This is a genomic window from Variovorax sp. P5_A3 (genome assembly GCF_056400665.1).
Genome location: NZ_JBFUKW010000035.1, coordinates 1 through 25,003 on the forward strand (window position 1 = coordinate 1; position 25,003 = coordinate 25,003).

Genomic DNA, 25,003 nt, shown 5'->3' on the forward strand with positions numbered 1-25,003 from the left:
TGTGGGATGCGGCCACCGGTGCCCAGATCGGCCCGGCCCTCAAGCACGACAAGGCGGTCTATGGCGCCGTGTTCTCGGCCGACCAGCACCGCATCCTGACCTGGAGCTCGGACGCAACGGCGCGGCTGTGGGATCTGGCCACGGGTGCCCAGGTCGGCCCGGCCCTCAAGCACGACAAGGCGGTCTATGGCGCCGTGTTCTCGGCCGACCAGCACCGCATCCTGACCTGGAGCGACGACGCAACGGCGCGGCTGTGGGATGCGGCCACCGATGCCCAGGTCGGCCCGGCCCTCAAGCACGACAAGGCGGTCTATGGCGCCGTCTTCTCGGCCGACCAGCACCGCATCCTGACCTGGAGCGACGACGCAACGGCGCGGCTGTGGGATCTGGCCACGGGTGCCCAGGTCGGCCCGGCCCTCAAGCACGACAAGGCGGTCTATGGCGCCGTCTTCTCGGCCGACCAGCACCGCATCCTGACCTGGAGCGAGGACGCAACGGCGCGGCTGTGGGATGCGGCCACCGGTGTCCAGATCGGCCCGGCCCTCAAGCACGACCGGCCGGTCCGTGGCGCCGTCTTCTCGGCCGACCTGAACCGCATCCTGACTCGGAGCGAGGACGCAACGGCGCGGCTGTGGGATGCGGCCACCGGTGCCCAGATCGGCCCGGCCCTCAAGCACGACCACTGGGTCAATGGCGCCGTGTTCTCGGCCGACCAGCACCGCATCCTGACCTGGAGCTCGGACGCAACGGCGCGGCTGTGGGATGCGGCCACCGGTGCCGAGATCGGCCCGGCCCTCAAGCACGACCAGATAGTCGATGGCGCCGTGTTCTCGGCCGACCAGCACCGCATCCTGACCTGGAGCGCCGACGCCACGGCGCGGCTGTGGGATGCGGCTACCGGTGCCCAGATCGCCCCGGCCCTCAAGCACGACAAGGCGGTCTATGGCGCCGTGTTCTCGGCCGACCAGCACCGCATCCTGACCTGGAGCTCGGACGCCACGGCGCGGCTGTGGGATGCGGCCACCGGTGCCCAGGTCGGCCCGGCCCTCAGGCACGAACTGATGGTCAATGGCGCCGTCTTCTCGGCCGACCAGCACCGTATCCTGACCTGGAGCGCCGACACAACGGCGCGGCTGTGGGATGCGGCCACCGGTGCCCAGATTGGCCCGGCCCTCAACCACGACCAGCCCGTCAAAGGCGCCGTCTTCTCGGCCGACCAGCACCGCATTCTGACCTGGAGCGAAGACGCCACGGCGCGGCTGTGGGATGCGGCCACCGGTGCCCAGATTGGCCCGGCCCTCAAGCACGACCAGCCCGTCAATGGCGCCGTCTTCTCGGCCGACCAGCACCGCATCCTGACCTCGAGCGACGACGCAACAGCGCGGCTATGGGACATCGAATGGGCGATGCGCGACCCCGCTGGGCAGGAGTTCATTGACGATCTGTGCCGTCAGAAGCTCGTCGGTGCGTCCCTCCTCTCTGAACCAAACGCTCCGCAGCGGCAGGTGGGCGTCCGCCATATCGACGCCCAGGACATCGTTGCCGCCCCCATCCTCCGCGAGCGTGAAGGCGAGGATGTTTGCGCTGCGCCGCCGACTGCTTGGGAGTTGTTGCTGAACCTGGTTTGAATGTCAAGGAGGCAGGCCCCCGCGCGCGAATCGCGCGGACATGCATATTCAGGCTTGCGATTTGCTTTGCCTGTGTCAACTGCTTCTGGGGCCGCGCCCAGATCGAGTTCGGCCTGGCCGAGATCCAGGACCGCCTCTGCTTTGCGGCGAAGAGCCTTCGAAAAAGGCCGCCTCGGTGTTATCGCACCGGGCGGCAAACGAGCTGCAGCGCGCCGCCAGGGAGTGGACAGTGGACAAAAGAAAGGCGCGCTTGTTCGCAGGTCGAGGCGTCATTGTCGCCTCGCGCGGCCCTCCATCTTCGTGGGTGGAATTAGACGGGTCCCCTCTGCTCAAACTCCTCCCACGCTTCGTCGAGCGCCTCGACGATATGCGGACCGTAGCGGACAAGGTGGTCTTCGAGCTCCGCTTTGGAAGTTGCTCGGACTGGACCACGAGCTTTCCAACGATCTTCCCCAGTGCTTCAGCAATGGCTGTGACGGGCTGCCGAGGGCGGCGAGCAGCGCGAGAGCATGCGGGCGATCACGCTTGACCCGGCAGAGGCGGAGACCTTCGCCCGCTCCGCGCTGGCGTTGAAGTACAAGCCAGATGCGACCAAGCCCGCCCCGATCACGGAGGCGCAAATCCTCGCTCCGCGTCGCGGACGGCAAGCCCGATCTGTGGAGCACGTTTAACCGCGTGCAGGAAAACATGGTTCGCGGAGGGCTGCCGGCGCGGACCAGCAACGGACGCCGGCGGCGCACATGAGCTGTGCAAGGAATTGACCAAGCGTGAAGGTGAACCGCGCCCTCTGGATGCTTGCCGAGGAGATGAAGCGCCTTAAGGCCTGAATCTGAAAAAGCGAAGCCCGGCCACTGCGTCAACAGCGGTCAGGTACCACAACGTCACGAAGAGGCGTTCGCGACAGCGCGCATTTTCAGGTGAGCTCAAGCTTGGCCAAATTGTGGAAAAAGCTCTGAAAGAACTCCGAATCAGTGAGCGTCACCCTATCCGCACCAATCTTCTATGCTCCTCGATGGACTTTATCGATACGAACGATCCTGATGACGTGCGCTTCTGGATCGAGCAGCTTGGCTGTACGGCCACGGTCCTCCGTGATGCCGTGATGATCTGCGGACCCAGTGCGCTGGAGGTTCGTAAGTTCGTGGCGGGCGTGATGATCGGGCGTCAGCATGAGGCCGCAGCCATTCGCGCTAGAGAACTCGCTGCCGCCGTGATCGCCAGAAGCGGCCGCGAACGAAGCTAGAACGAAGGCCGATTCCACGCGACGCTGGCGTGTTCATCGCCGCTGAAATGACGCCCGTATGCCTAGCCTTTGAATTGGTATTCGTTTGCCATCCGGGCTAGGGCTTCTACGATCGCAGCAGCGCGGGTGCGTTGGGCGCCGGACCGAACGATGCGATCCTCCTTCGACAAGGTGCAAACGAACGTGTCGGCTGCTTGGCGTATTTGGATGTGCCATCCGGAGCGACCGGCAAGGGCCAGCGCTTGTTCGGCCACGACCAAATGAGCCGCAGGACGCGGCAGGCTCGCTCTCCAACGCCGGGCTTCCTCCGCAGGGCTTACATAGTCGTCCGACTCCAAACCCAGCACCATCGATTCCCCACAGTCCGAGCACGCGGACTCCACCATTCGCCGCTTGATCGAGCGTTGAGTGTGTTCGTGTAAGCAGCGGTTCAGGATTCGCCTGATGACGATTGCCTCTTGTGGACTTGGCAATGGAAGTTCTTCTTTTTGGCTGTCGCGTTCCATTAGGACGATCTCTCGGTGGGTTGGTTTCAGGCCGGCTCTACTAGCCTCGCCTGCAGGTTCAACTTGGGCCGATTTTGAGGCAGCAGCTTTGCACGCGATCATGGCCGCCGTCTCAGCGACCCCCTATGCGATACATGTACCGTCGTGAATGAAGCGCTCCGCGATCCGGGCTAGCTTGAGCATAAGCTGTAACTGCGCGTGCGTTTTCATTCGCGCGACCTGGTGGGCGTCCGGCTCCGAAAAGATGTAAATGAGCAAGTGTCCGTAGTGACCGTCGCTGGCGTAGACCAGGGCGCGGTCACTTACTTTCCGACCGCGGCGGTGCCATTGCGTGTTCCAAGCCGCCAGTGCCCTGGGATCTGCAAGCGGGACAAGATGGACATGGCGCAGCACATTCGGAACACCTGCGACCGCGGGCGCTGTGTAGGCACCGTCCTTGCCGAACAGGTAGTTTTCATACTCGCCGGCCGTCTTCCAGTCGTCAAACTCGGTGCAAAAACTGGTGCTGTCCTCGTTCAGGGCGGCGAGCTGCCTCTGCAGAGCCTGCGTGCAACGGGTCGCCAAGGAGGCTGCCCGGTCAGATCTGAACGTCGGCGAAGGCTTGGAGAGCGGCCTCGGCGCTGAACAGGTGCGCATTGGCCGGGTCGGAAATCTTCCGGAAGGTGCACTCGGCCCCCGCGCTCAGGCGGACGACCGTCTTCGGCTTTACTTTCAACACGCGCACGGAGTACCCCATCGAACCCGAATGCCATGTGGGCATGGATTGCGTACGGTGCCCCGCAACTTTGAGAACGCGCGTGATGCTCATGGATTTGATTCTGCCGCAAATGGCGTCGTCGCCGTTAGCGCCAGTGGAGAAGCCGCGGACAAGACGCGGTAAAAAAGTCACACCGACCGTAGCTCGCCTGGGTTTGAATGCCGCTGGATGGCGCGAGTTAGTGGGCGTTCACTCGCTACCCAATGAAGAGAACAGGTCCGCCAGGCATAGATAGCGAGGGCCCCGGGGAGTAGCAGCATGACTCCCGCTTTCGCGAACCGGTAATCCGGTAATCCGGTTTGAAGACTGCCTTGAGGCCGCCGATCGCGGCCGGATCAGCGCAGTGTCGGCCGTGGGCCGCCGCAGCGGCACCGTGATCGACTTCGAGAACTGCTTGTCGTTCGCGCGGAAAGGCGGAAAGGCGACGTGTGGATGAACACAAGCACTTGGCCAGCGCGTCCGTCCTGCTTTCGCAGTTTCTCAGCCGCCCGGCCGGCGAACTCGCTCACCGCTTCCACCAGGTCGACCAGATCCGTGGCCGGCTGGCCGGAATTGGCCGAGCGGCCATGAACCACTGGCGGTCTCCGCTCACTATCGATGGTCGGGCTGCCCGGACTTGCCCTCACCCCAGAACCCCTCCATCGCCTGCAGTCGGCCGGAGCGCTCCGTCGTGAGATAGGCGGAAGTGGTGCCAATGGACGAATGGCCGAGGTTGTTTTGCACTACCTGTACAGGCACCGGCGCCCGACCTGGCCGGCCGTTCAGTGCGTGCGTGCCGTGGGTGTGTCGCAACCAATGTGGGCTCGCCAGTCGCAGTCGCGAGGCTGACCCGGCGTCGGCGCCCTGCAGCTGCTCGGCGCTGCGCTCAAAGACCACTTTCACCGCCTTGTAGATCCCCGCGGTCGACCACGGATCGAACGAGCCTTCGTCGAAGCTGGCCAGGATCGGCAGTGTGTGGTTTTCGGCGGCACGCGGGTCGCGGCTTCGCCCGATGCCCTCGAGCTCGTCGCCGAGCTCTTCCACCAGGCTGAGCGGCACCGGCACCTGGCGGAGTTTTCCTCCCTTGCCTTCGACCGTCAGCAACCACCCCGATCCGGCCGTGCCATCCGCGGAGCGGTATTCGAACAGTTCGAGATCCGCGCAGCGAGCGGCCGCGATCTCGGCGAGGCGCAGCCCGGTAGCGTAGAGCCAATGAACGGCACGTGCTCGGCGCCGGCCAGTTGAGGTCTCCAGATCCTGCTGCAGTTGGATTTCGACCAGCTCCCATTGGTCGATCGTCAACGACCGGTTGGAGCCGAGCAGGCGTGCGGAGGCGCGCGGCTGCGCGACACCGGTGAACGGATTGCCGATCACATAATTCTGGTCAACCAGGAACGCATAGAAGCTGCGCAGAATCGTCAAGGTTTGACGCAGCGCGCTCACGGAGAGTGCGCCTTCCAGCGGTCTCCACAGGGGTGACCAGCGTTGTCGATGGCGTGGGCCACACCATGCCGACGGAGGCGCCTGGAGGAATGCCACGAATGCGGTGGCATCTTCGACCGTCAGCGACGACAACGCCTTTTGTCGTTCCAGTACTGCCCACAGCAAGAGGCGTTCCGCCTCCTTGCGGTAGGAGCGCTGGGTCGCGCTTTCCTCGGCTTGGCGTCGGCGTTTGGTCGCGAGCCACGCTGCGATCGCGTCGTAGTCGTTGTCCGCCTCAAGCAGGCATTGGTCGCGTGCTGCGCGAAAGCGCCCTGCCCTGCCGCTCAGTTCACTCGGCACGATGAATTTCTCCAGCGGCACCAGCGCTGTTGTCGAAGCCACGACGAGCGCGAGGTCCGCCGGCGCGAGTTGCGCTCTGGGCGTGGCTACGTGGCCACCGATGCGCATGCCGATCGATGTCTCATACAGCTGCAGCCATTCGACGATGCGCCTGGCCTTGAGCTCGCCGACGCCCTGGACGCCGGTCCACCAGCGCGAGCCGATGCCGTTGATGCGTTCGATGAGAGCGAACAACGTGGGAATACCGGCGGCCTCGATGCGTGCGGCGAGTGATGGCATGAGCCAGGCATGGACGCTGTCGCCGGCACGCGGGTGCTCGGCGGCGATGCTCTCGAGCCAGCGAAGCGCCTCAAGTTGGCGCGCAATCAATCTCGCGCGGCGAGATAGGCTTCGCGCGGCTCCGCCGAATTCCTTTTCGTAGGCTTCGGCCTGTTCGGCTTCCGAAAACTCCTCCAGGCCGCGCTGCGTCGCAAACTCGGCCAGCGACGGCAGCAGCGTTCCGCCTTCTGCCAGTTGCTGCGCGTCTAGGAGTACCAGACGCGCCGTGCCCGGCTTCTCCTCGCGGACTGCCGCGGCCGCGAACTCGGCGCGGATCCAAGCAATGGTCGAGCGCACGCGGCGCACGTCGACGTGCTCGCCCTCCAGGCGCAAATACCGGTCCCAACTCGCTCGTGCGTCGACGCCCTGCACCACCGCGCGCATGAATGCGAAGTGGCCGCTGTGCAGCTTGCGGCTGCGGTGGAGTCGCAATGCCTTCATGATGACTTGCGTGGCGGCCAGGTAATGGAGGAGATTTCAGACCAGCTGCTTGATGTGCGGACCACAACGCCACCGTCAGGTCGGCCCCGCAAATAAATCATGGCGTTCACGTCGCTCGTGAGCACCACGCCGCCCAATTCATGATCGGCGGATCCCAGCCGCGCCGGTAGGGATTCGTCCCAGCCCTCCTCGGCTCGCGGCCATGGGACCAACACCGCACGGCCATCCTTGTGCTGCAGCATCAGCCATGCGCTGCCGTCACCGAGCCCATAGAAGATGAAGGAGCTGCGTGGCTTACGCCATGCTGCCCACGGCGATTCATCCGTGTCCGTTGGTTTTGCGGCGACAGGCATTTCTGCGGCCATCGCGGCGGACGGGCGGTGCCTGTCGCCCATGCGGTGCAAAGCGTTGATCTCTTCCGGAAGCCGAGCGCGCGCGCGTGCCGCCTGGTCCAGACGCTGTCGTGCCTCTGCGACTTTTGAGTCGACATCGGGCAGTCTGCCCCATGTAAAACTTCCTGACGCCACAATGAATCGCTTGGCGGTCTCCACATCCTTGAGTTGCTCAGGATCCGTAGGTAGTGGCACGCTGAACAGCAGACTTCCTACTGACGGGTCGACCGCCCCAAGCTTCGAGTGACGCTCATTCCCTACTTCAACGAAAAGGTGGACCCGGGCGCCCGACGCCAGGACCAGCCGACCTGTCGGCGCTTCGCGCGCCGGAATAGCCTCCCAATGTTCCACCGTCCCGACGCCCGGATCCCACTCGATGTGTTCCTGCAGGACGGGGAGCGGTGGCCGCGTGGTCACCCGCACGCGTAGCATGGGAAGAGCGAAGCGACCGGCAGATTTCAAGACCTCGATCGCCAGTCTCCTCAGGAGGTTGACGGCTCCCGCGAAGCATTCCGGGCGCTCCTGACTGGCTTCGTGTGCAAAGTGCCAGGTGTTGATCTCTCCGCGCTTGGCGACCAACGCGGCGCCGCAAGCATCGCAGCGGCAGCCGCAGGCCGCTCCGCGTGGCACGTCTCCCACGAAGCGAACGACACCGTTGGAGTCGATGCCGGCGAATATGGATAGGCCGTTCATTAATGGAAAGTCACATCAGTCGTATGTGGTGCGGCGTGGGACGGGGCCCTCAAGGACGCGAAGTACGCCGAACTGAAAATGTCTCCCTCAGAGGTGCCCGGCGGCAATGCCCTTTCCAGCCGTCCTCGCAGGGCCTCGCCGGTGCTCAAGTCGCGATCGGCGATATTCGCCACACACTCGCCGAGTCGCCGCACGAGGTCGTTTTGAAGCTCGCGGGACATTTGACCGGGCTCGACACCCAACTCCAACGTCTTCAACATCGCACGGACACCGCGTTGTTCTGTACCGTCCGGCAACTGCTGGAGTGCGAGCAGAAGCGAAAGTGCCAGAACATCCGCGCTCGTCGCCGCTGTCATGGACGCCATGAGCTTCACGCGGTTGAGCCACAACGCCCAAACCGCCGCAACGCTGTCTTCGCTGGAGTCCCTCGATCGCAGGGCGTCGGCGACGAACATCGCGATGTGCACCGCGAGGTCGGTCGTCTTCTTGTCTGGATCCCAGATGGCCTTCGTCAGCGTTGCGAACGGTTCATGCGTGGCGAAGCGACCGTACCGCTCATGCAGCGAAATCTTCTCGCCCTGCTGCATCGCTCCGTCCAATGCGGCGATCAGATAGCGTGTCTCGACGGTGATGCCGACGTTCCATGCGACCAGTTTGGCCAACATTTTGGCGATCTCCGGTGCCGAGAGCGCTTCGGCCATTTCACCAAAGCGCATCAGTTCGACCGTGTTCATGGTCAACATGGCTGGAAATTCGCGCTTGGCCAATATTCGCGTGAAAGCATCGTCCGTATACACAGCCCATCGCCCTGACTTGGCTAGCTGCAGATAGTCAGCCAAAAGCACCTGCTCGCTGACGATTTTGACCGAGCGGCGATCGATCGAAACCTGCGAGATCCGATCCAGGTTGTCGTTCACAAATGCCAGCAACGACGTGGCGTAACCGCTGGTCATGGCGCTCACGAACAATCCGCGGCTGTGTTGGCTGATGTAGTCGAGGGTGCTCTTGGGGATAGCGATGCGGCGGAACAAACGTAGAAGGGTCTCAAGCAGGCCCAGATCCTGGAGTACGAGCAAAGCGGATAAGTCCAGGATCGGCTCGTCCCGCAAAACTTTATCGTCCGCAGCTACAGCGTCGTCCGCGAGGCAGCTGGTCAGGTGGAACTGCCGATCCTCGGGTTTGGAGCGCTTGGACACGTCCCACAAGGTGAACACATCACCTATGTAGTGCAGCACGAACGACGGACGCGCGACGAACGGGACCGGCAGCTTGCCGCTTCTCGCCTGCTCCTCCCGATGCGCCCATTCCTGGCGACGCCCGCGCGAATCGCCCCAAACGCCATCCAGTATGGAGTGCACATCGTCGGGCGTCTGAAAACCCTGCTCGGGCACTTCCATTTTTCTAAACAGACTGGATTCTGGCCAAACGAGAGAAAACGTTGCAGCGCGTTGCCAAAACGCCAGGCGGTCTGCCTCCGGTGGTTCGAACTGACGCAGGGTCGCCGCAAGATACAGATTGAGGTACATCGCCTCTTCTGTCTCGACCGATGCCTCGACCAGTATGCCGACTTCCCTGACCACTTCGTAGGCTTCGTCGTTGCGGCCCTCTTGCAACAGAAGAAGCGCATTGAGGCGCAGCAATTCGAGCCGCTCCCCTCGCTCGCCCTCGACACCGAGCAAGGTTTCGAGGGCTTCGCGTGCAGCGTCCAAGCGCCCAAGACGCAGGCATATTCCTAAATAATTCTGCAGCGTTCCGATTCTGCTTGCGCCATGCGCAAGGGCGGCCTCAAGCGCTTCAAGCGCGGGGGCAGTCTGCCCTTGCATTTCCAACGCGATCGCCAGCATGGAATGAAACCGTTCCGACGAACCGAAGCGCTGAAGCGCCGCCCTGGCGGCCATTTCTGCATCTGACCATTGATCCAGCGCGAAGCACGCCTCAATGAAACGGCCCTGGTCGACCTCGGAAAGGACGGCTTCAAGCCGCATGCGCTTCGCCAGGCTGATGGCTTCGGAAGCGGACGCGGCTTCGTCCACCGACAGGTTGGAAAACAGGTTCGTCATCAGAAACCTGGAATTCGGGAACGCCTCAATCCCATCGCGCAGCACTTGCAGAGCTTCCTCTGTGCCCGGTTGCCTGAGCGACGATATCGAGAACTCGGCGAAGTAGACGAATTCTGCGTAGCGAGGCTCCGCGCGTAGAACCGCGATTAGCCTGTCACGGTCGCGTAGGCGAGAAAGTTTCGACGCTGCGGCGGCGCCGAGCGCAAGCGCCATGGGCGTCTGCCTGACCTCTTGCTCGATCGAGTCCAGCGTTTGCAACGCCGCAGCCACCGCGGCCTGGTAGTCCTTCAGCTGAAACAACGCGCAGGTGCGACGGACCAGCGCCCCGTGGCTGTCTCCTTGCCGTGCATTGGCCTGGAGCGCTTGACCGACGCGTCCTGTGCCTAGGGCCAACAGTTCCACGTTTTCCTGCAGGTCCGCGTACTCGGGGCGCGCGGCGGCAGCCTCCCCAAGCAGGGCAAGCGCCTCGTCCTGGCGGCCAATTGCCGCTGCACTGGCCACCGCGATCGGAGCAAGCAACTCGACGTTCAACGGCCATCCGACCTCCTTCAACCCGCGCAGGCATGCCTCGGAATGAGCCCACGCCGCCGTCAACGCGTTGAGATCCATGCCGGGCGCTCCCGTGATGGGCAATTCGCCTTCGCTTTCGGTGATAGCGGCCGTAGCAAGCGCCTGTTGCCAACAAGCACGTGCAGCCACGAGGTTCAGCGCGATGACCTCTTGCGGATTGATCGGCCGCTCGGCCAAGGCGCGCTCTGCGCCGTTGCGAACGTCAGCCCACCGACGCTGACTCGACCACAGGACCAGCTGGGGCATTGCGCGCTTCGCATCGGTAATCCTGTCGATCGAAGCCTGAGCTCCCTTCACGTCGCCAAGGGCCGTCTGCACGCGCACCCGCAAGCCCAACCCGTCGTCGGTCTTGACTTCAGAGAGGGATTCGGCAATCGCTTGGATGGCGGGAACATCCTTCCGATCGATGGCAGTGAGAAAGCGAACCTCGGCCTTTGCCAACAGGTGCTTCTCGACGGAATGGACCGCATAGGCTTGGTCGAACAGTTCCGCGGCACGGTCGCGCTGGCGGCGCTGCATGCAGATCTTCCCCTCGAGGCTCAAGAGTTCAGCGTTCAAGGTCCCCGAGCGGTCGGCCAGCGAGCGATCAATCCGATTCAACAGCTCTTCTGCCAGCGTGGTGCGCCCGGCGCGGATGAACGAAAGGCCCTCTGCGATCTGGGTGCCAAGAATCCCTTTGTCGGTTAAAGCGTCGTCGTCAAGTACACCTGACATCGAAAGGAAATCAGGGCGATCCTTGACGAAGCTGAGGAGCCGTTGAAGGCGGCCCGCCGTGTCTTCACCCGGCTGGGCGGTATCGCGCAGCAACGCTGCAAGGCCCTCGGACGTCCGGAGCTCTTCGAGGCGCTTTCGCAGGTAGGGTTCGACCTCGAGGTCGGGACTGAGCTCCTGCGAGAGAGGGATCCGCAGCGTGACCCGATCTTGATCGCTCACCAGGTCGACTGCGTATCGGGAACCGCGCAGGCGCTCGAGTTCCCCCGAAATCCAGGTCCAGTAGATCTTGCTCCGGGCCAGATCCGGCTTACCAGTCGACTCAAAGGCGACGACCGCAACGATCAGCATGACTTCGCCCTGACTCTGGGCGTAGTAGTTGAGCGTCGAGCGTTTGAGCGCAATGCTCAGAGTGGTCTGGTCAGCGGAGATGCTGGGCGACGTCGTCCCCTTGAGCTGCGCGCGGAAGGGGAAGGAAACTTGCCCCGCGGGTGCCACCTGCACCTCCAGGTCGAATCCGTAGTCGTCATCGCCGTCCCTGTGCATGACTTCCCAAGTCGATGGATGGACGTAACTGAGCAGCTGCTTGGACGCGGTGCTGATCCGATGGTTGAGGTCGACGGTTGGGAAATCAGCGGACATGCTGCTTTTCTTGCGGGGAGAGTCTGGAGGGCGCTCGTGCAAATGTTTGTCTATGGCGAGGCGCCGGCCCACCGTCAGCGGCGGGGTGGCGAGCTGGCTGAGCGCGATTCTAGCGAATCATGGGATGATTACTCTCATAATCATCCGTAGCATTTTTCAGTTTCAAATCCGAACTACAGCGGGCAGGTTTGACTAAGTCGTTGTCACTCCTGAATATTTCTCGCACGCGGCCAACCGCGAGAACGCAGACTCAACTCGGGGCCGAGTGGCGGTTGGTTTCCGATCCTCAATGGGGAAACGAGGGAAGGACATAGCTCCTGGCATCGGAAAAGGGGAGGGAGGGGCCGCAAAGCGCACGCGATCACAAGCCCCGTCCCATCCGCGTTAGCCGGCGGAAGCCATTTCACCTTTGTGTGGGAATTGGTGGTCGCTTAGGTTGAACATAAAGATTCAAACATCCGCGATCGCCGGTTTGCGCTCGGAAAAACCCCGCGTCTGCCACTTTTCGCATTGCTAGCGTGGAGCGTCCCTAATAGCGGCTAAGCATCCGCGATCGCCGGGGCGGACGGAAGTTTCCTTGCCGGCTATGACTGGGTTGTCGATTAGGTTGAAACTAAAGTTTCAAACATCCGCGATAGCCGGGGACAGCCCAGTAGCATTCCGCGTTGCATGTAACCGGAGGCGTGTCGTGCCCTACGACGTCAAGCTGTCGATCAACTTGACTATGCGATCCAATTGGTCTTTCGAAACCGGTTGCTCAAACGCAATCGCAACTCTGCCTTTTTTGTCGACTGACATGCGAGCTGCCCGCCGGCCTTGCCCGTCTTTCCACTCTCTACTATCTGGCGCAGGAGTCACCGTGCGACTAGGCGGTGCTGTTAGCTGGGCGAAAATTTCCGAGGCCGACGGCCTGGTACTAAGCTGGGAAATAGCCGTAGCGCGAGCGAGCAATCCCTCTGGGTCGCGATCCTGTGCGTCACGTAGCGGTGTAGCCCAGCGATACTGCAGATCAAGCGGCGAGTCGAAAGCGCGAATAACTTCATCGGGAAGTTTGGCGATGGCTACCGCTCTCGAAACGTTGGCGTTGTGTACGTTTAGCGCTTCGGCCAGTTGCCGCAGAGACGGGTACAGGCCAGCATCAAGTGCCCGAGCGTAGGCAAGTCCTTGTTCCCAAACTGAAAGATCGGCGCGCGCCCGGTTCTCGCGATCCATCTCCGCGAACAACTCCCGGTCTGACATTTGATTGACGACCGTTGCAAGCACGGGCAGGCCCAACTCCAGACATGCTCGGTGGCGGCGATGTCCGAAGACAATCTCATATGCGTCGGATTGACCAACAATCGTACGAACCTTGATGGGCTGTACATTTCCGCCCGCCGACGCAATTTCGTTTTTCAGTTCTTCGAATGCTTTCCGGCTGAACGACTGTTCCTTGCGATTGGCCCAAGCGGAGGGTCGAACCTGCTTAGGATCTAGTCGTTTAGTAGGGTCGGCATCGGCAAATTCAGCCAACCGCTCCTGCGCACTTTCCAGTTCTTTGTGAACTTCCGAGCGATCCTTCATAAACGCCATCATGGCGCCTGGTGAAGTCGTGGAAGCTTTGGGTGGGCTATGCGGGGCGAGCGCCGGACTCCCGATAGGATCGGTAGTGACCAGCATCGCCCGCTTCAGAATGTCACTTTTCGCCATTTCTCACTCCTGGTGCTGCACCGTGCAGCACTGGTCCAAATATGCCGATTTGCCGCTCGATATGCTGGACAAATTCGTCATATGCGTCGCGTGCGCGCTTATATGTGCGGTCCTTCGCATCTTCAGGATTCGCGTCATAGACCGTGCCAAACTCCGCAGACTTGAGCGAAGTAGTCGCTGTGCGCGGAATCTCCAACGGCAGCACCTTCTCCTTGTAGGTCATGCTGATCCATTGACGCACAGCATCCGTTGTCGTCGATTTGGAGACTCGTGAAAGCAGCACATCAATGAAGTCGAACTCCTTTGTCGACCCGCGTTGCTGTAGTAGGTCGCGCGTGAGTTGCGAAAACAGATCCCAGAATTGCGCAGACGACGCGAAATCAAGCGTTTCGGGTGGGAGCGGCATGATGATGCCGTTCGCAGCGAATAGCGAATTTATCGTGACGTAAGAGAGGGCAGGAGGACTGTCGATGACGATGACGTCATAGTCATTGCGAACTTCCTCGATGCCCGCGTCCAGCACTGACCAAAATTGGAACTTGGAATCTTCGCTCTGCTTGGATGGCAGCATGAACTCTGCTGCGAACAACGAGGTCGATGCCGGAATCAAGTCCAACCCATCCCAGTAGGTTTTGCGAATGATCGGCCGTACACCCTTGTGTGTCCCATCAACCAACGCAAGCATGGTTTCATGGTCTTCGACCTCAAGGTCAGGAAGGATCCCAAATAGGGTCGTAAGTGACGCCTGCGGGTCAGTGTCGATCACCAGGACCTTGTGGCCCAGGATTGAAAGACCCTGAGCCAATGTCATAGCAGTCGTAGTCTTCGTGGTGCCGCCCTTGAAGTTTGCGATCGTGATCGTGATCGCACGAGCGCCATCCGGCCGTTGTCGCTCTTTGCGAAACTCACGTACCCACGTGCGAACTTCGGCAAGACGGAAGTGTCGCTTTCGGCCGGTCTCACTTAATGTGCCGGCTGGAAGATCCGGGCGGATGCCGATGTAGTGAGCGATGGAAGCGCGGCCGGCTAGGCCACAAAGTTCGGCGAGCTCGTCGGCACCGAAGCTTGGCTCTTCCTTTACAGCCCTGGGGGCCAGCATTGACGTTCGAATTCGAGACATCATCTGTCCCGCGGTCTCTGCTTGAACGTTGATGTCGTCGAGCGACACGGGCGGGATCGAGATCTCAGGTGGGAAGATATCCATATGATGCCGTGGATGAATGGTGAACTTCGGGCGCCGTTTGGTCGTAATGTACAACAGTCGTCGTGTTTACGAAAATCGCGGTATTGACGAAAATACGCTCCGACAACGAAGTAACGAAAACCTCTGGAGTTTTGGAATGGCTAAGAACGCATCCGCTGGTGACCCTCAGTCTCTTGAAAGCGCCCAGGTTGAACAGAGCGATCTGTTCGCCTGTGACATCACCACGTGGCCAGTTAAGGACGACTTGGCCAGCATGGAGATCCCGCTTTTCAGCCTAGCCAAGCAGAAGGACCTCAATACGCGTGAGTACAGGCGCGGTAACAAGACGGTCTCCATTCGCCCGGGCGCTGACGGCGCAGCCACGGTGTTCGACAAGGACCTGCTGCTGTACGTGGCCTCGCAGATCGTCGAGGCCCGCAACCAAGGCCTTCCGACCTCGCGAACCGTGCGCGTTGACAGCATGGATTTCTTGGTCGGGACTTCACGCGGCGATGGCCGCGCATCTTTCGAGCGCATCTTGGACATGCTGCGCCGCCTCGCCGGCACGCGAATCGAGACGAACATTCCAACTGGGGGGGTGATGCAGATCGAGGGCTTCTCCATGATTGACTCCTACAAGATCATTGCGGAGAAGCGCCGCCAAGTCCCGACCTTGGACGAGCGAACCCACAAGGTTGTCCAGAAGGACGTCCAACGCGTCCTGCAGTTCACGGTGACGATCAGCGAATGGCTGTACAACGGCCTGGTCAACTTCGAAGTACTGACGCTCGACCGCGGCTACTTCAAGCTCAGCAAGTCGATCGAGCGGCGCCTGTATGAGATCGCCCGCAAGCACTGTGGCGACCAGCCGATATGGAAGGAGAACATTGACGGCTTGATCCAGAAGCTCGGATCCACGCGTGAGCGCTTCAAGTTGCGGGACGACATTCGCGAGGTTATTGAGGCGGATACGTTGCCTGAGTACAGGATCGCTTTGGACGCAAACGCGAGTCCCGACATGGTGGTTTTCTACACGCGCAATCCGGCGAAGCTGCACAAAGAGCTGGTCCGCGCCGGCACCTTTAAATGGTTCGAAACGCTCGAGCGTGCTGACAACGTGGAAAAGTGGAGGGCGAAGCGCAACAAGCGCCGCGAGAGCCTCCTCCAAGCCGGACCGGCTATTGCGGATGTTTGAAGGAATCGCATGTTGGACTCGCTACCGGCTATCACGGATGAAAATTACCGGCTATCGAGGATGCCAAAGTGAGCGTCCGCTCCTCTGAATTTCTTTTCGCGGAAGGCCCCTTGTGCCAGTTCAGCCCGCCAGCGCGGCTTAGGCGAGCGCGGCTGGTCACATCGAAGTGTCCGGCTATCGCGGATGTTCTACCGGCTATCACGGATGTTTGAAAACCTTATCCACAACTTAATCGACAACACCGGCTATCACGGATGCCTGAACCGGCTATCGCAGATGGAAATCACCGGCGAACGCGGATGCTCCATTCCGGCTAACGCGGATGGCGATCACGCCGCAGCCCGCACCAAATCAAGCGATCCGAGTCCTTAACACGCACGCGCGTCTTAACGATATTCTTTTAACCTCTTAACGTTTAAACCACAGCCGATACGCACCGCCTCTTGGGGGTCCGCTTCGCTCCCCCCCGCCGGCTCCTCCGGCCTCCGGCCTCCGCCCGCGCTTCGCGCTCCCACCCGGCATCCCCCAGGGCCTGCGGCCCTCGCGCTGACGCGCTCACCCGCCAACCAGTCCCCAGAGGGGACGAACACGACCCCAACCAGGAAAGCCGAGACGCACCACGACCACCACGAATGAGACGCCCAAGCGGTCCCCGCCAGCGTCTGCTGACGCTTCCCAGGCAGGGGCTCCGCCCCAGACCCCGGGCTGCGCCCCCGCGCCGTCGCGCGGGTCCCCCGCATCTACTGTTTTGCAGTTGTTGGGTTGACTCTTCGGTTCGGATTCGTGCAGGAAGGGGCAGAATCAGCCGCTGGAGGCCCGTTCGGACTGGAGTTGGTGGGGTGGGCGCCTCGATGCCGTTTGGCCGCTTCGCGCGGATGGCGGAGATCGTGGGCTGAAACTCTCGACCAGGACGACCGATAACCCGCCTCGGGAGAGGAAAGAGAAGTGACAACACAAAGCTGTTGTCAAACGACTGAAAACAACTTAAAATGCAACCTAATAGACAACTTGAAAACAAGGATCAAGGGGATCAAATGAACGCAGTTATCGAATACGTTCCGGTCAGGGAAGGCGCAGCCGCCACGGGGCGTCCCGATCAAGTTCGGCCTTCGCAGTTCTACAACGCAGGGGCCTACCTGAAGTACGCACTGATGGCTGTGGCTTTTGTGTTGGCCTATGTCGCCCTCCCCTGGGATCTGCATTGGGGATTTCTGGCCGTCCCTCTCGGACTGGTCGCTTCCCGAGCTGGGTACTGCTGGGTGGACTTCATGTGCCTCTCCTATCGTTTTGATGACAGGGAGCGCATCGTTTGGTCCTGGGGCGTCCTGGCCCGTAGCACTGGCTCACTGGAGGTGTTCCGAGTTCAGAACGTGACTCTGCATCAGTCGTTCTTCGAGCGCTTGGCCGGCGTCGGCACCGTGGTTCTTGAAACCAGAGACGAGACGAATCCCGTCCTTCGACTGGTCGGCATGAAGAATCCGGAGGAGCTACGAGCTTCGTTGACCGACTATGTGCAGCGTGTTCGTCGCGCCCGTGGCGTGGCCGAAGCTTCAGTGAACTGAGGGCCCGAGACATGAGCCAACTTGACGGATTTTTTGCGGATGCCGCTCGCATTGGGGACGAGATTCGCGCAGCGGAGGCCCGGGCTGACGACGCGGTACGAGCACGCAAGGTTGTCGTAGAGCTGAAAGAGTTCAACGCCGGCAATCTAGCGATGAAACTGCTGCTGCTACGTGAACTGGAGCGGGTCGATCCAGCTCATCCCCTCGTGCTTGATGAAGCCTTGCGTCAGCGGGTTACGACTGAGGCTAGAAGAGTCATGAAGAGCACTAACAACTGGGACGATGTGCGCGACTTCGCCGCGAAGTTTGCGATTTCCAAGCGGTGACAGGAAGACGGCGGTCGATCGCCGGACCAAGCGCGCACTACACGCTTAATCTTTTTCGGCGTTGCCAAGTCAACGAAGGCCGTAGCGATCGACCAGCTCGTACCAGACGAGAAAGGGAATCCCGAGAAGCGGCCACAAGATCCAGGCCGGCCAGACGCCGATAGGCAGGAGGGCCAATCCAGGACACGGCGCAGCACAGAGAAAAAGCCGCGCGAGCGCGGCCTTTTCTTGATGGGTCGACTTGCTCAACGATCGCGCTGCATAGAGCGCTGAGGTGCGGGCGCCGGCGCAGCTCGTTGAGGTGCGACCTGCGACTGACCAAGCTCCTTCGTCGCCGCAGCGACATGCTTGAGGAACGTTTCACGTCCCTTGACATTGGTTATGTTTTTCTCGGCCCAGGCCGACAGATCCCGGTGGATCTCAGTGGCGCGTTGCTGATTGAACGGGATCACCTTCGCAACCCCGCTCTGCTGGTCGTACTGCACATTCATGTGCATGCCTGGCTTGATCTTGCCCGCATCGATGTCGCCGGCCAGCGCGCGGCCGTTTTCCAACTTGCTGAGGTCGTGCGCGATCGCCGTACCGCGGCCGACACGCTGAACGATGTGCGAATCCGTCAGAAGCAGGACTTGACCACCGTATTCGGCGCCGGCCTTCGGGATGTAGACCTTGCCGCGTTCGTCCGGTGCGCGCGCCTTCAACAGATCTATCGACATTTGCCAATCAGGCTTCGGCATGTTCGCACCGATGCGCTTGATCTCAGCTTGGGGTTGTTGCGCTGCTGCTTCCATTTTTTCAGACTCCCTGATGTTGACTGGTTGAGGTTCTGCGGCCGAAAGGCCGCGGTTTGATTGAATGCCGAGCGACACGAGGCGCTCTTTGTCGACGGCTGAGGCCTCATGGTCTTGAGACCACCGTTCGATCTCCGCGAGGCCGTGCAAGGTGACTCGCTGGCCGTCTTCGTTGATCTCGACGCCGCGGCCTTCATGGTTCGCACGCATGAATGCGTCGGGCACGGATTCGATGACGGTCCACGGCTCGGCCATGCGCTCGAGCTCGGCCGCCTTGCGGTCCTCCTTCATGCTCGATTTCGACTGTTCCAGGTCGAACGCAGCATTGATTTCCGCGATCACCGAATCGGGCTGCCGCTGCAGCTCGGCACGGTAGGAGGGAAAGCTTGCGGCGATTTCCCCGATCGCAGCCGCATACATGCCGCGCATCTCGGCGACGTCGAACGTTTGGAGAAACGCAAGGTCTTCTCGGAGAAGCTCTTTTGCTTGCGTGGGGGAAAGGCGGTTCGGCTCGATGGAAAGAAGCTCTTCGTAACGCCTGCTTCCAGCGCTCCAATCCGCCATGCGTCCAGTTCTCAGTGACGCACTTGAAGATTCGGCCATAAAACTCCCTGTTCAAAACACCCCGGAGGGGCAGACACAACCGTTGCGGATCGATGGGGAGAATTATGCCGTTAAGTCAACTCAAAAGACAACCTAATAAGGCAACCTAAAAATAACCTTAGCGTGTACTTTCGAACATGGCGGCAAACTCGTCGACCTTGCGCCGAGAGAGCGCCATGCACAGCGCATCGAGCTGCTCGGGCTGCATTTCCTGCGCCTCGTTGTTGATCAGATCCAGGATCGATCCTTCTTCCGCGGTCATCAGATGCGGCGAGAGGTCGCTGAAGTCGTCCTGCAGGTAGTAGTCCGATCGGTCGACCGCCTGGCGAAAAACGCGCCAGTTGTTGCGAGGCAAAGGCCTCGGCTGAGGCACCGCCCGGACTTGTCCATTGATGCTGACTTCGCGCATCGGAACGGCGGTGAACCGCTCGTTGAAGAACGGATCTGCGTAGTACTGGATCTTCTCGGCATTGATCACCGGGATGCCAGCGCGCACAACCAGCTCGCGCTTCTTGTCCATCGAAAGGATCTCCTGCGGCAGCATCAGCGCACGAGCATGCGGCGACTCAGTCTCATTGAGCGAGGAATTCCCAGGGTTGAAGGCGCCGATGTTGGATCGTTGCTTAGAGTTCGATTGCACCGTCTGATTGCCGATCAGCTTGGAGTACTCCTCGGCCTCCTTGATCTGGCTGGGCGTGAAAACGATCATGGCGCCCATGTTCTGGATGATGTTGTGCGCGTCCTCCTTGCCGTAGACCGCCTCCAGTTGCGACCGATCCTGAATGATGATCGACAAGCGCATGTTGTAGCCGGCCATGTAGCCGACGCCCTTCGCAATGATTCCAACCTTTCCCATGGACGTGAACTCATCCATGAGCAGCAAGCATTGGTACTTCAGATCCGGGTTGTCCTCCGGCAGCTCGCGCACGTTCTCATTGATGAGCTGGGAGAAGAAGAGGTTCAGGATGAACCCGGCCTGCAGCACTTCGTTGGCCGGAATATGGATGTAGATCGCCATCCTGCGCTTCCGCACATCGCGGAGATCGAAATCGTCCGCAGACGTGGCCTTATCGACGATCGCATTCCCCCACATAGCTAGGGGCGCAACGAAGCTCGAAAGGATGTTCTTGAGAGTGTTGTCGGGGTTGTTCAGGAAGCGGTTCAAGGCATCCACGCACGGGCGCGAAAGAGGCGTCCCGCTCGCCGCCCTGACGTTCATCGCATGGGCCAAGTAGTCGGCCATCTGCTGGCCCTTCCCGGAGCCTTGCCGAAGAATCTCCCCGATCGTATTGGGCAGCAGCGGCGTCTCCAGCACCAGCAGCGCAAGACCGACGAAAAGGTTTCGAGCTGAGTCCACCCAGAACGGATCCTTCGGATTCGCCGGATAGATGATCGCGGCGAGCGCCTGCAGGTCGTTGACACGAAAGTTCGGATCCTCCGAGATGTATGACAGCGGATTCCATCGGCTGGTGTTCTCGGAGAACGGGTTGAAGTAGAAGACCTCATTGCCGAGGTACTGACTTCGAAACTGGCCCGTCAAGTTGTAGTTTTCACCCTTGATGTCGAGCACTACGACGGAATCCGGAAATGTCAAAAGGTTGGGGATGCAGAATCCAACGCCCTTCCCTGTTCGCGTTGGGGCGGCCAGCAGCACGAACTCATAGCCTGGCAGGCGCAGCAAACTTCCATCGTCCTGCTTACCCAGGATCACCCCCGACGGGCTATCGAGGCCTTCCTTCTCGATGTCCTTGCGGTTTGCGAACCGCGCATTGCCGTGTAGCGAAAGGCTGTTGCCGCGGAGAAACCCTTGAAGAAGGAAGGCGGGAACGCCAAGCGCAATCAGCAAGGCGATCGCAGCGCTCGCCTTGACCTTCTTCTCAGCATATGGCGTCTCAGCGGTGTACCAGGCCTGCTGAATCGTAGTGAACTCGGCGCGCTCAGGATTCTCCTTGTAGGAGAGGAACAGGATCACGCCGGCAAGGTAGTTCCCGAACGCGAGGCATCCCGCCAGTGCCAGAACGCCGGCCAGCGCCGCAATGGATTTGCCGGTTTTCGTCACAGCATAGCTTTCAGTTTTCTATCCGGCTCGTAGTAGATCTCGCTGATGAAGCGCTCCCCCCCGACGTTCTGGAACTGGATGACAACGTCGATCGTCAGCGTCAGCAGGCGTTTGATGACGTCGAACGTGAGGTTTGCGCCGCCTGGCGAATCCTGAATCATGATGGCCATCTGTTCGAAGGCCAGAGCCGGCGTGCCGGCATGGCAACTCGTCATGCTTCCAGGATGCCCAGAGGCGGCATTTCGCACGTAGTAGAGGCATTCGTCCCCACGGACTTCAGCCAGAAGGATCCGATCCGGCTTCATGCGAAGGCAGCTTTCCAGCAGGTCCTTAGGCTTCACGTTCGCTGCCGATTGGGAGCCCTTGCTGTAGAGCAGATGCACGGCATTCTCGTGCGGCAGGAACAGCTCGCGCACGTCCTCGATCGTGATGAGGCGCTCGTTCTTCGGGATTTCGCGCACCAGGCCCTTCATGAATGTCGTCTTGCCGGAACCGGTCGCGCCTGAAACGACAATATTCATCCGCGATTCGACGGCAAGCCTCAGAAAGCCCTCGTAGTTCTTGCTTTTCAGCAGCTCTTTGAGCTGGAGTTCGTGCGGAAGCAGAACGCCTTGCATCTCGCGAACTTGTTGGAACAGTCCCGACTTCGCGAAGTCATCAAGGCTTCGCGAGATCTTCGCCGGGCGACGCAAGGTGAAGGACGTTCTCCCGTCTTCGACGGCAGGCGATTGCACAAGCTGGATGCGAGACCCGTCAGGGAGCGATGCGCTCAAGAGGGGTGCCGTCCGGTCCCATTTCTGCTTGCTGAAAGTGGCAACCGCCGTGCCCAGGTTTTTGACGTTCGAATCTGCCACCTGTTCCGAAAGACGCGACGACCAGGTCGAGTTCGATTCATACCAAACTCGCCCGTTGTCGTTGACAGCGATTTCCGTGACGTCGTCGTTCTCGATCAGATCGCGATAGGGAGCAAGAAAGGTTTGAACTGAGGTATCGCGTTCAAGCGTGCGACCGATCGTGACGATTTCTGCAGTCTGGTTCATGGTGCCTTCACAAGCTTGTAGGTGCTGTCAAACCACAGGTCACGGTTCACGAAAATCATGATTCGATCGCTTCGGTTCTTGTAAAGGGTTGGCGGGATATTGATCGTGGCCTCAAGAACCTTTTCGGAGAGGCGCTGCGTTGAACTGATCGTGTTGTTCGGCAGGTAGACGCTCGCGCCCCCGCCCACCGACGCGGTCGATAGGTTCTGCTGACGAGCGACTGCGTAAGCCATGCCATCTTCGATGAAGGACAACAGCACGGCAGCACCGATGCGATCAAGCCAATGGTTGTCGACGTATCCACCAGCGCCGGTCGTCCCGACCTCGTCGGTCGCAGGCGAATCGACGTCGATAACGACGCCACGAGTCGTCTTGATCCGAGCCCACTGAACGGCGATACGCTGATCGCCAACTTTCAGCGTGTTGCCGAAGGAGCCCTGTGCGTGGGAGCCCTTTTCGACCAACAGGGCTTTTCCGTCGTCGGAATAGACGTTCTCAGGCACGACGCAGCTCGTGTTCCCCGCGACAGTCGAGTTCAACTGCGTTTCGAGAACACAAGGAATCCAGCTGCCGCGCGCGAGGACAAACGATCGGTCGCCGAGATGCGCGGCCGAGGCCTGGGCAGTTGCGGACGGCGGCTGCCCGCCGGCCTTCTGACTTGCCATCGCTTGAATAGTGCGATCCTCGACCTTTGGCGCGGCCAGCGCAGTTGCTTGGGCCATTGCCAATGCCGGATCTGGCGGGCCGCCCATCATCATCGACGGGGGCGCCGGCGGAGGCTGATTTGCCGGTGCTGGCCCTTGCAGTTGTCCTTCGGGAAGTGCGGCCGAAGGCACAGGCGCGCCATTGGTCGGAGGGGCGAAGCCAGAAGGCAACGGCCCACCGGCCGCATTCGGATTCTTGGTCGACGGCAGCGGCGCCGGCTGTGGGAGTGAGAGTGGCTCGGCTTCATCCTGCGCTGGACGGTCATCGACATTGAAGTCCCTCCCCTGCCGCGTCGCGGCCATTTTTTCTCGGTCTACCTTCTCTTTAGTCGCCTTTTCCTCCGCATACTTGGCGCGGTATTGCTTCACGACGAAGCTGCCCGCAGCCATCAGGGCGATGAGACTGAAAACGAGCATCAGGCCGCCGACCAGCTGCCTTGTGTTCTTACGCTTCGCCACTTCCGCTCGAAATGGTCGTTCGACCTGCACCACGCTTTCGGCTTCCGGTTGAGCCTCGAACGCCTGAGGTTCGTTGTCTGCGTGCGTACTCATTTGCGCATCTCCCTCTTCATGCCGCCGATCGTCGTGCCGTCAACGGGCGCAACTCCTGCAGCGTCGTACGCGTCGTTGAAGACGCCAAGCAGAGAGCCAGAAAGCCTCAGATTCCAAGATGCGCCGACACCGTGGACGACGATGAAATCGCCATCGCGATGACTGTTCACTAGCCACTCCTCCTTCGAGCCCGGCGTGCTCTTGTAGATCGCCGGGATGGGCAGGTTGTCAGGGAAGGCGAAATATGTGAACCGCCCATCATCGAAGACCTCCCGCGGCCGGATATCGACGCTCTCTGAGACCGCTTCGAGCGAGTAGTGATCGTTGCGGGGGCCCTTGAGCGCTTCGTCCAGCGGCGTAGCCGCGTCCTTCATCTGCTTGCTCGCGGCAGCCTCGCCAAGGTCCTTTTCCACGGGATAGGTCACGACAATCTTCGAGACAAAGTCAGTGGGAATCGTCTTCGAGCTGCCAGGCACCAGGTCGAGGACATACGTGCGTGTTTTCGTGGCGATAAGTGTGGTTGCATAGCGCGCGCCGTCCAGCGGCCTCGCGAAGAACCTCGAACCCAGCTTGGAAATTTCCCAGCCAGCAATCTTCCCGCCCGCCGCATCCTCGATGGGTTCTTTCGGATCCAGTTCAAGCACGATTGGATGGTCGGCGTAGCCGACGGCTTTGAGGACTAGACTGTCCTTGTATTCCACGCGTCGGACGCGCGTAGAGTCGTCATAGATCGCGCTGTACTGCTGTGCGCCCGCCAGGGGCGCTAGCAGCATCGCGCAAAACGCGGCGGCTGCCGTCCGCTTCACCGCTTCACCTCTTTCGCATCGCCGCCCAGCTCCGGATCCGTCTGATACGCAGTGACCGTGAACCCCAGAGGGTTCGCGATGGCGTCTTTTTCAAGGGTGAGGTTGCGCGCTTGGTACTCGTAGCGGAGCGTGGCCACACGCCGAGTGACGACCGGCGGCGCCGTTGTCCGGTAGTCCTTGGTCTTCAGCTCGTACCGCACTGTCGCCATGCCGTTTCCGGTGAGCGTGATGCTGAGCACGGTCGGGATGATCTCGACGTCGTCCTTCAGCTTTCTATCGAGTGCTTCGTTCCCTTCGAAAAGAGGGGTGTAGTTCGACCATGTCTGATTGCCTGCGAGCTTCTTGACGGTGTCGTAGTCGAACTGGATGAAGCGATACACATATCGCTCACGCGCGACCAGGAAGTTTTGAATCCAGTGTTTGTCGGACAGGTTGCTCGTGGTCACATATTCTTGGCCCGAGGGGACCACCTGAGCTTCGCCGGTCAGTTTGTCGACCATGACGACCACTGGCACGACGCTATGGAGGGGGACCAGCATGACCAGCGCTGCGGCCTGAACCAGGCCCACCGCAGCAGCGGCACCCGCAATCCGCCATGCGATCGCCTTGGATTTGCGAGCGTTGAGCACCACGTCTGCTTCCCAGCTCAAGTCCGTGAGCTGCTTATCCCGGTGCTTCAGCACCGAATCGGATCCCGTTGAGGCCTTGGCCTTGTCGAACATTGCACTACTCCCCTTGCTTGCACTGACGTACGTCACAACCCAGTCACAC

20 protein-coding genes and 1 pseudogene are annotated in these 25,003 nt (G+C 60.8%); 6 read left to right on the forward strand and 15 right to left on the reverse strand.

The genetic code is table 11. From position 1 onward, the window contains the following. From AC1D3B_RS32475 to AC1D3B_RS32485, 3 genes and pseudogenes are all read left to right on the forward strand, one after another. Window positions 1-1,628: WD40 repeat domain-containing protein (locus AC1D3B_RS32475; RefSeq protein ID WP_478194791.1), on the forward strand; the 1,628-nt coding region annotated here is incomplete at its 5' end. Between the two features lie 494 nt (window positions 1,629-2,122). After that, window positions 2,123-2,455: pseudogene (locus AC1D3B_RS32480) on the forward strand (DUF932 domain-containing protein); the annotation flags it as partial. A 113-nt stretch (window positions 2,456-2,568) separates the two neighbouring features. Further along, window positions 2,569-2,871 carry a DUF3606 domain-containing protein gene (locus AC1D3B_RS32485; protein WP_478194792.1) on the forward strand — a complete coding sequence of 101 codons (303 nt, stop codon included), beginning with the start codon at window positions 2,569-2,571 and terminating at the stop codon, window positions 2,869-2,871. A 62-nt stretch (window positions 2,872-2,933) separates the two neighbouring features. Here AC1D3B_RS32485 and AC1D3B_RS32490 read toward each other — a convergent pair whose 3' ends face one another. The 9 genes from AC1D3B_RS32490 to AC1D3B_RS32530 all read right to left on the reverse strand — a co-directional run bounded on the left by AC1D3B_RS32490 (window position 2,934) and on the right by AC1D3B_RS32530 (window position 14,669). Beyond that, on the reverse strand, window positions 2,934-3,377 hold the full coding sequence (locus tag AC1D3B_RS32490; protein ID WP_478194793.1) for a hypothetical protein: 444 nt from the start codon (window positions 3,375-3,377) through the stop codon (window positions 2,934-2,936). A 123-nt stretch (window positions 3,378-3,500) separates the two neighbouring features. Next, a complete protein-coding gene (locus AC1D3B_RS32495) occupies window positions 3,501-3,941 on the reverse strand; it encodes a type II toxin-antitoxin system YafO family toxin (RefSeq protein WP_478194794.1) in 441 nt (146 codons plus the stop codon). Window positions 3,942-3,954: 13 nt separating this feature from the next. Further along, window positions 3,955-4,185, reverse strand: a complete 231-nt coding sequence (locus AC1D3B_RS32500; protein WP_478194795.1) for a hypothetical protein — start codon at window positions 4,183-4,185, stop codon at window positions 3,955-3,957. A 284-nt stretch (window positions 4,186-4,469) separates the two neighbouring features. After that, the gene (locus AC1D3B_RS32505) at window positions 4,470-4,760 is read right to left on the reverse strand and encodes a DinB/UmuC family translesion DNA polymerase (protein WP_478194796.1); all 291 of its coding nucleotides are present in this window, start codon (window positions 4,758-4,760) and stop codon (window positions 4,470-4,472) included. Then, window positions 4,726-6,654 carry a phage integrase family protein gene (locus tag AC1D3B_RS32510; RefSeq protein WP_478194797.1) on the reverse strand — a complete coding sequence of 643 codons (1,929 nt, stop codon included), beginning with the start codon at window positions 6,652-6,654 and terminating at the stop codon, window positions 4,726-4,728. Before AC1D3B_RS32510 ends, AC1D3B_RS32505 begins: the two co-directional genes overlap by 35 nt. Further along, window positions 6,651-7,739, reverse strand: a complete 1,089-nt coding sequence (locus AC1D3B_RS32515) for a hypothetical protein (protein WP_478194798.1) — start codon at window positions 7,737-7,739, stop codon at window positions 6,651-6,653. Before AC1D3B_RS32515 ends, AC1D3B_RS32510 begins: the two co-directional genes overlap by 4 nt. Beyond that, entirely contained in the window at window positions 7,739-11,722 is a 3,984-nt protein-coding gene (locus tag AC1D3B_RS32520; protein ID WP_478194799.1) for a DUF4365 domain-containing protein, read from the reverse strand. The genes AC1D3B_RS32515 and AC1D3B_RS32520 overlap by 1 nt, the downstream gene beginning before the upstream one ends. Before the next feature lie 693 nt (window positions 11,723-12,415). Beyond that, complete coding sequence (locus tag AC1D3B_RS32525) at window positions 12,416-13,411, reverse strand: ParB/RepB/Spo0J family partition protein (RefSeq protein WP_478194800.1); 996 nt, start codon at window positions 13,409-13,411, stop codon at window positions 12,416-12,418. Beyond that, window positions 13,398-14,669, reverse strand: coding sequence for a ParA family protein (locus tag AC1D3B_RS32530; RefSeq protein WP_478194801.1), 1,272 nt, complete (start codon window positions 14,667-14,669; stop codon window positions 13,398-13,400). The genes AC1D3B_RS32525 and AC1D3B_RS32530 overlap by 14 nt, the downstream gene beginning before the upstream one ends. Before the next feature lie 82 nt (window positions 14,670-14,751). Between AC1D3B_RS32530 and AC1D3B_RS32535 the strand changes: the two genes are divergently transcribed. The 3 genes from AC1D3B_RS32535 to AC1D3B_RS32545 all read left to right on the forward strand — a co-directional run bounded on the left by AC1D3B_RS32535 (window position 14,752) and on the right by AC1D3B_RS32545 (window position 17,677). Further along, complete coding sequence (locus AC1D3B_RS32535) at window positions 14,752-15,789, forward strand: replication initiator protein A (protein WP_478194802.1); 1,038 nt, start codon at window positions 14,752-14,754, stop codon at window positions 15,787-15,789. 1,034 nt (window positions 15,790-16,823) lie between these two features. Next, entirely contained in the window at window positions 16,824-17,351 is a 528-nt protein-coding gene (locus tag AC1D3B_RS32540; protein ID WP_478194803.1) for a PH domain-containing protein, read from the forward strand. Window positions 17,352-17,362: 11 nt separating this feature from the next. Beyond that, entirely contained in the window at window positions 17,363-17,677 is a 315-nt protein-coding gene (locus AC1D3B_RS32545; RefSeq protein ID WP_478194804.1) for a hypothetical protein, read from the forward strand. A 245-nt stretch (window positions 17,678-17,922) separates the two neighbouring features. Here the strand turns inward: AC1D3B_RS32545 and AC1D3B_RS32550 are convergent, their stop codons facing one another. The 6 genes from AC1D3B_RS32550 to AC1D3B_RS32575 form a co-directional block, all read right to left on the reverse strand. Further along, window positions 17,923-19,032: a KfrB domain-containing protein gene (locus tag AC1D3B_RS32550; protein ID WP_478194805.1), complete on the reverse strand. Its 1,110-nt coding sequence runs from the start codon at window positions 19,030-19,032 to the stop codon at window positions 17,923-17,925. A 157-nt stretch (window positions 19,033-19,189) separates the two neighbouring features. Beyond that, the gene (locus tag AC1D3B_RS32555) at window positions 19,190-21,130 is read right to left on the reverse strand and encodes a type IV secretory system conjugative DNA transfer family protein (protein WP_478194806.1); all 1,941 of its coding nucleotides are present in this window, start codon (window positions 21,128-21,130) and stop codon (window positions 19,190-19,192) included. After that, window positions 21,127-22,170 (reverse strand): P-type DNA transfer ATPase VirB11, encoded by a 1,044-nt coding sequence (gene virB11 / locus AC1D3B_RS32560; RefSeq protein ID WP_478194807.1) that lies wholly within the window; start codon window positions 22,168-22,170, stop codon window positions 21,127-21,129. Before virB11 ends, AC1D3B_RS32555 begins: the two co-directional genes overlap by 4 nt. Beyond that, window positions 22,167-23,426: a type IV secretion system protein VirB10 gene (gene virB10 / locus AC1D3B_RS32565; protein WP_478194808.1), complete on the reverse strand. Its 1,260-nt coding sequence runs from the start codon at window positions 23,424-23,426 to the stop codon at window positions 22,167-22,169. Before virB10 ends, virB11 begins: the two co-directional genes overlap by 4 nt. After that, entirely contained in the window at window positions 23,423-24,232 is an 810-nt protein-coding gene (locus tag AC1D3B_RS32570; RefSeq protein ID WP_478194809.1) for a TrbG/VirB9 family P-type conjugative transfer protein, read from the reverse strand. The genes virB10 and AC1D3B_RS32570 overlap by 4 nt, the downstream gene beginning before the upstream one ends. After that, window positions 24,229-24,954, reverse strand: coding sequence for a VirB8/TrbF family protein (locus AC1D3B_RS32575; RefSeq protein WP_478194810.1), 726 nt, complete (start codon window positions 24,952-24,954; stop codon window positions 24,229-24,231). Before AC1D3B_RS32575 ends, AC1D3B_RS32570 begins: the two co-directional genes overlap by 4 nt. Window positions 24,955-25,003: the final 49 nt, after the last annotated feature.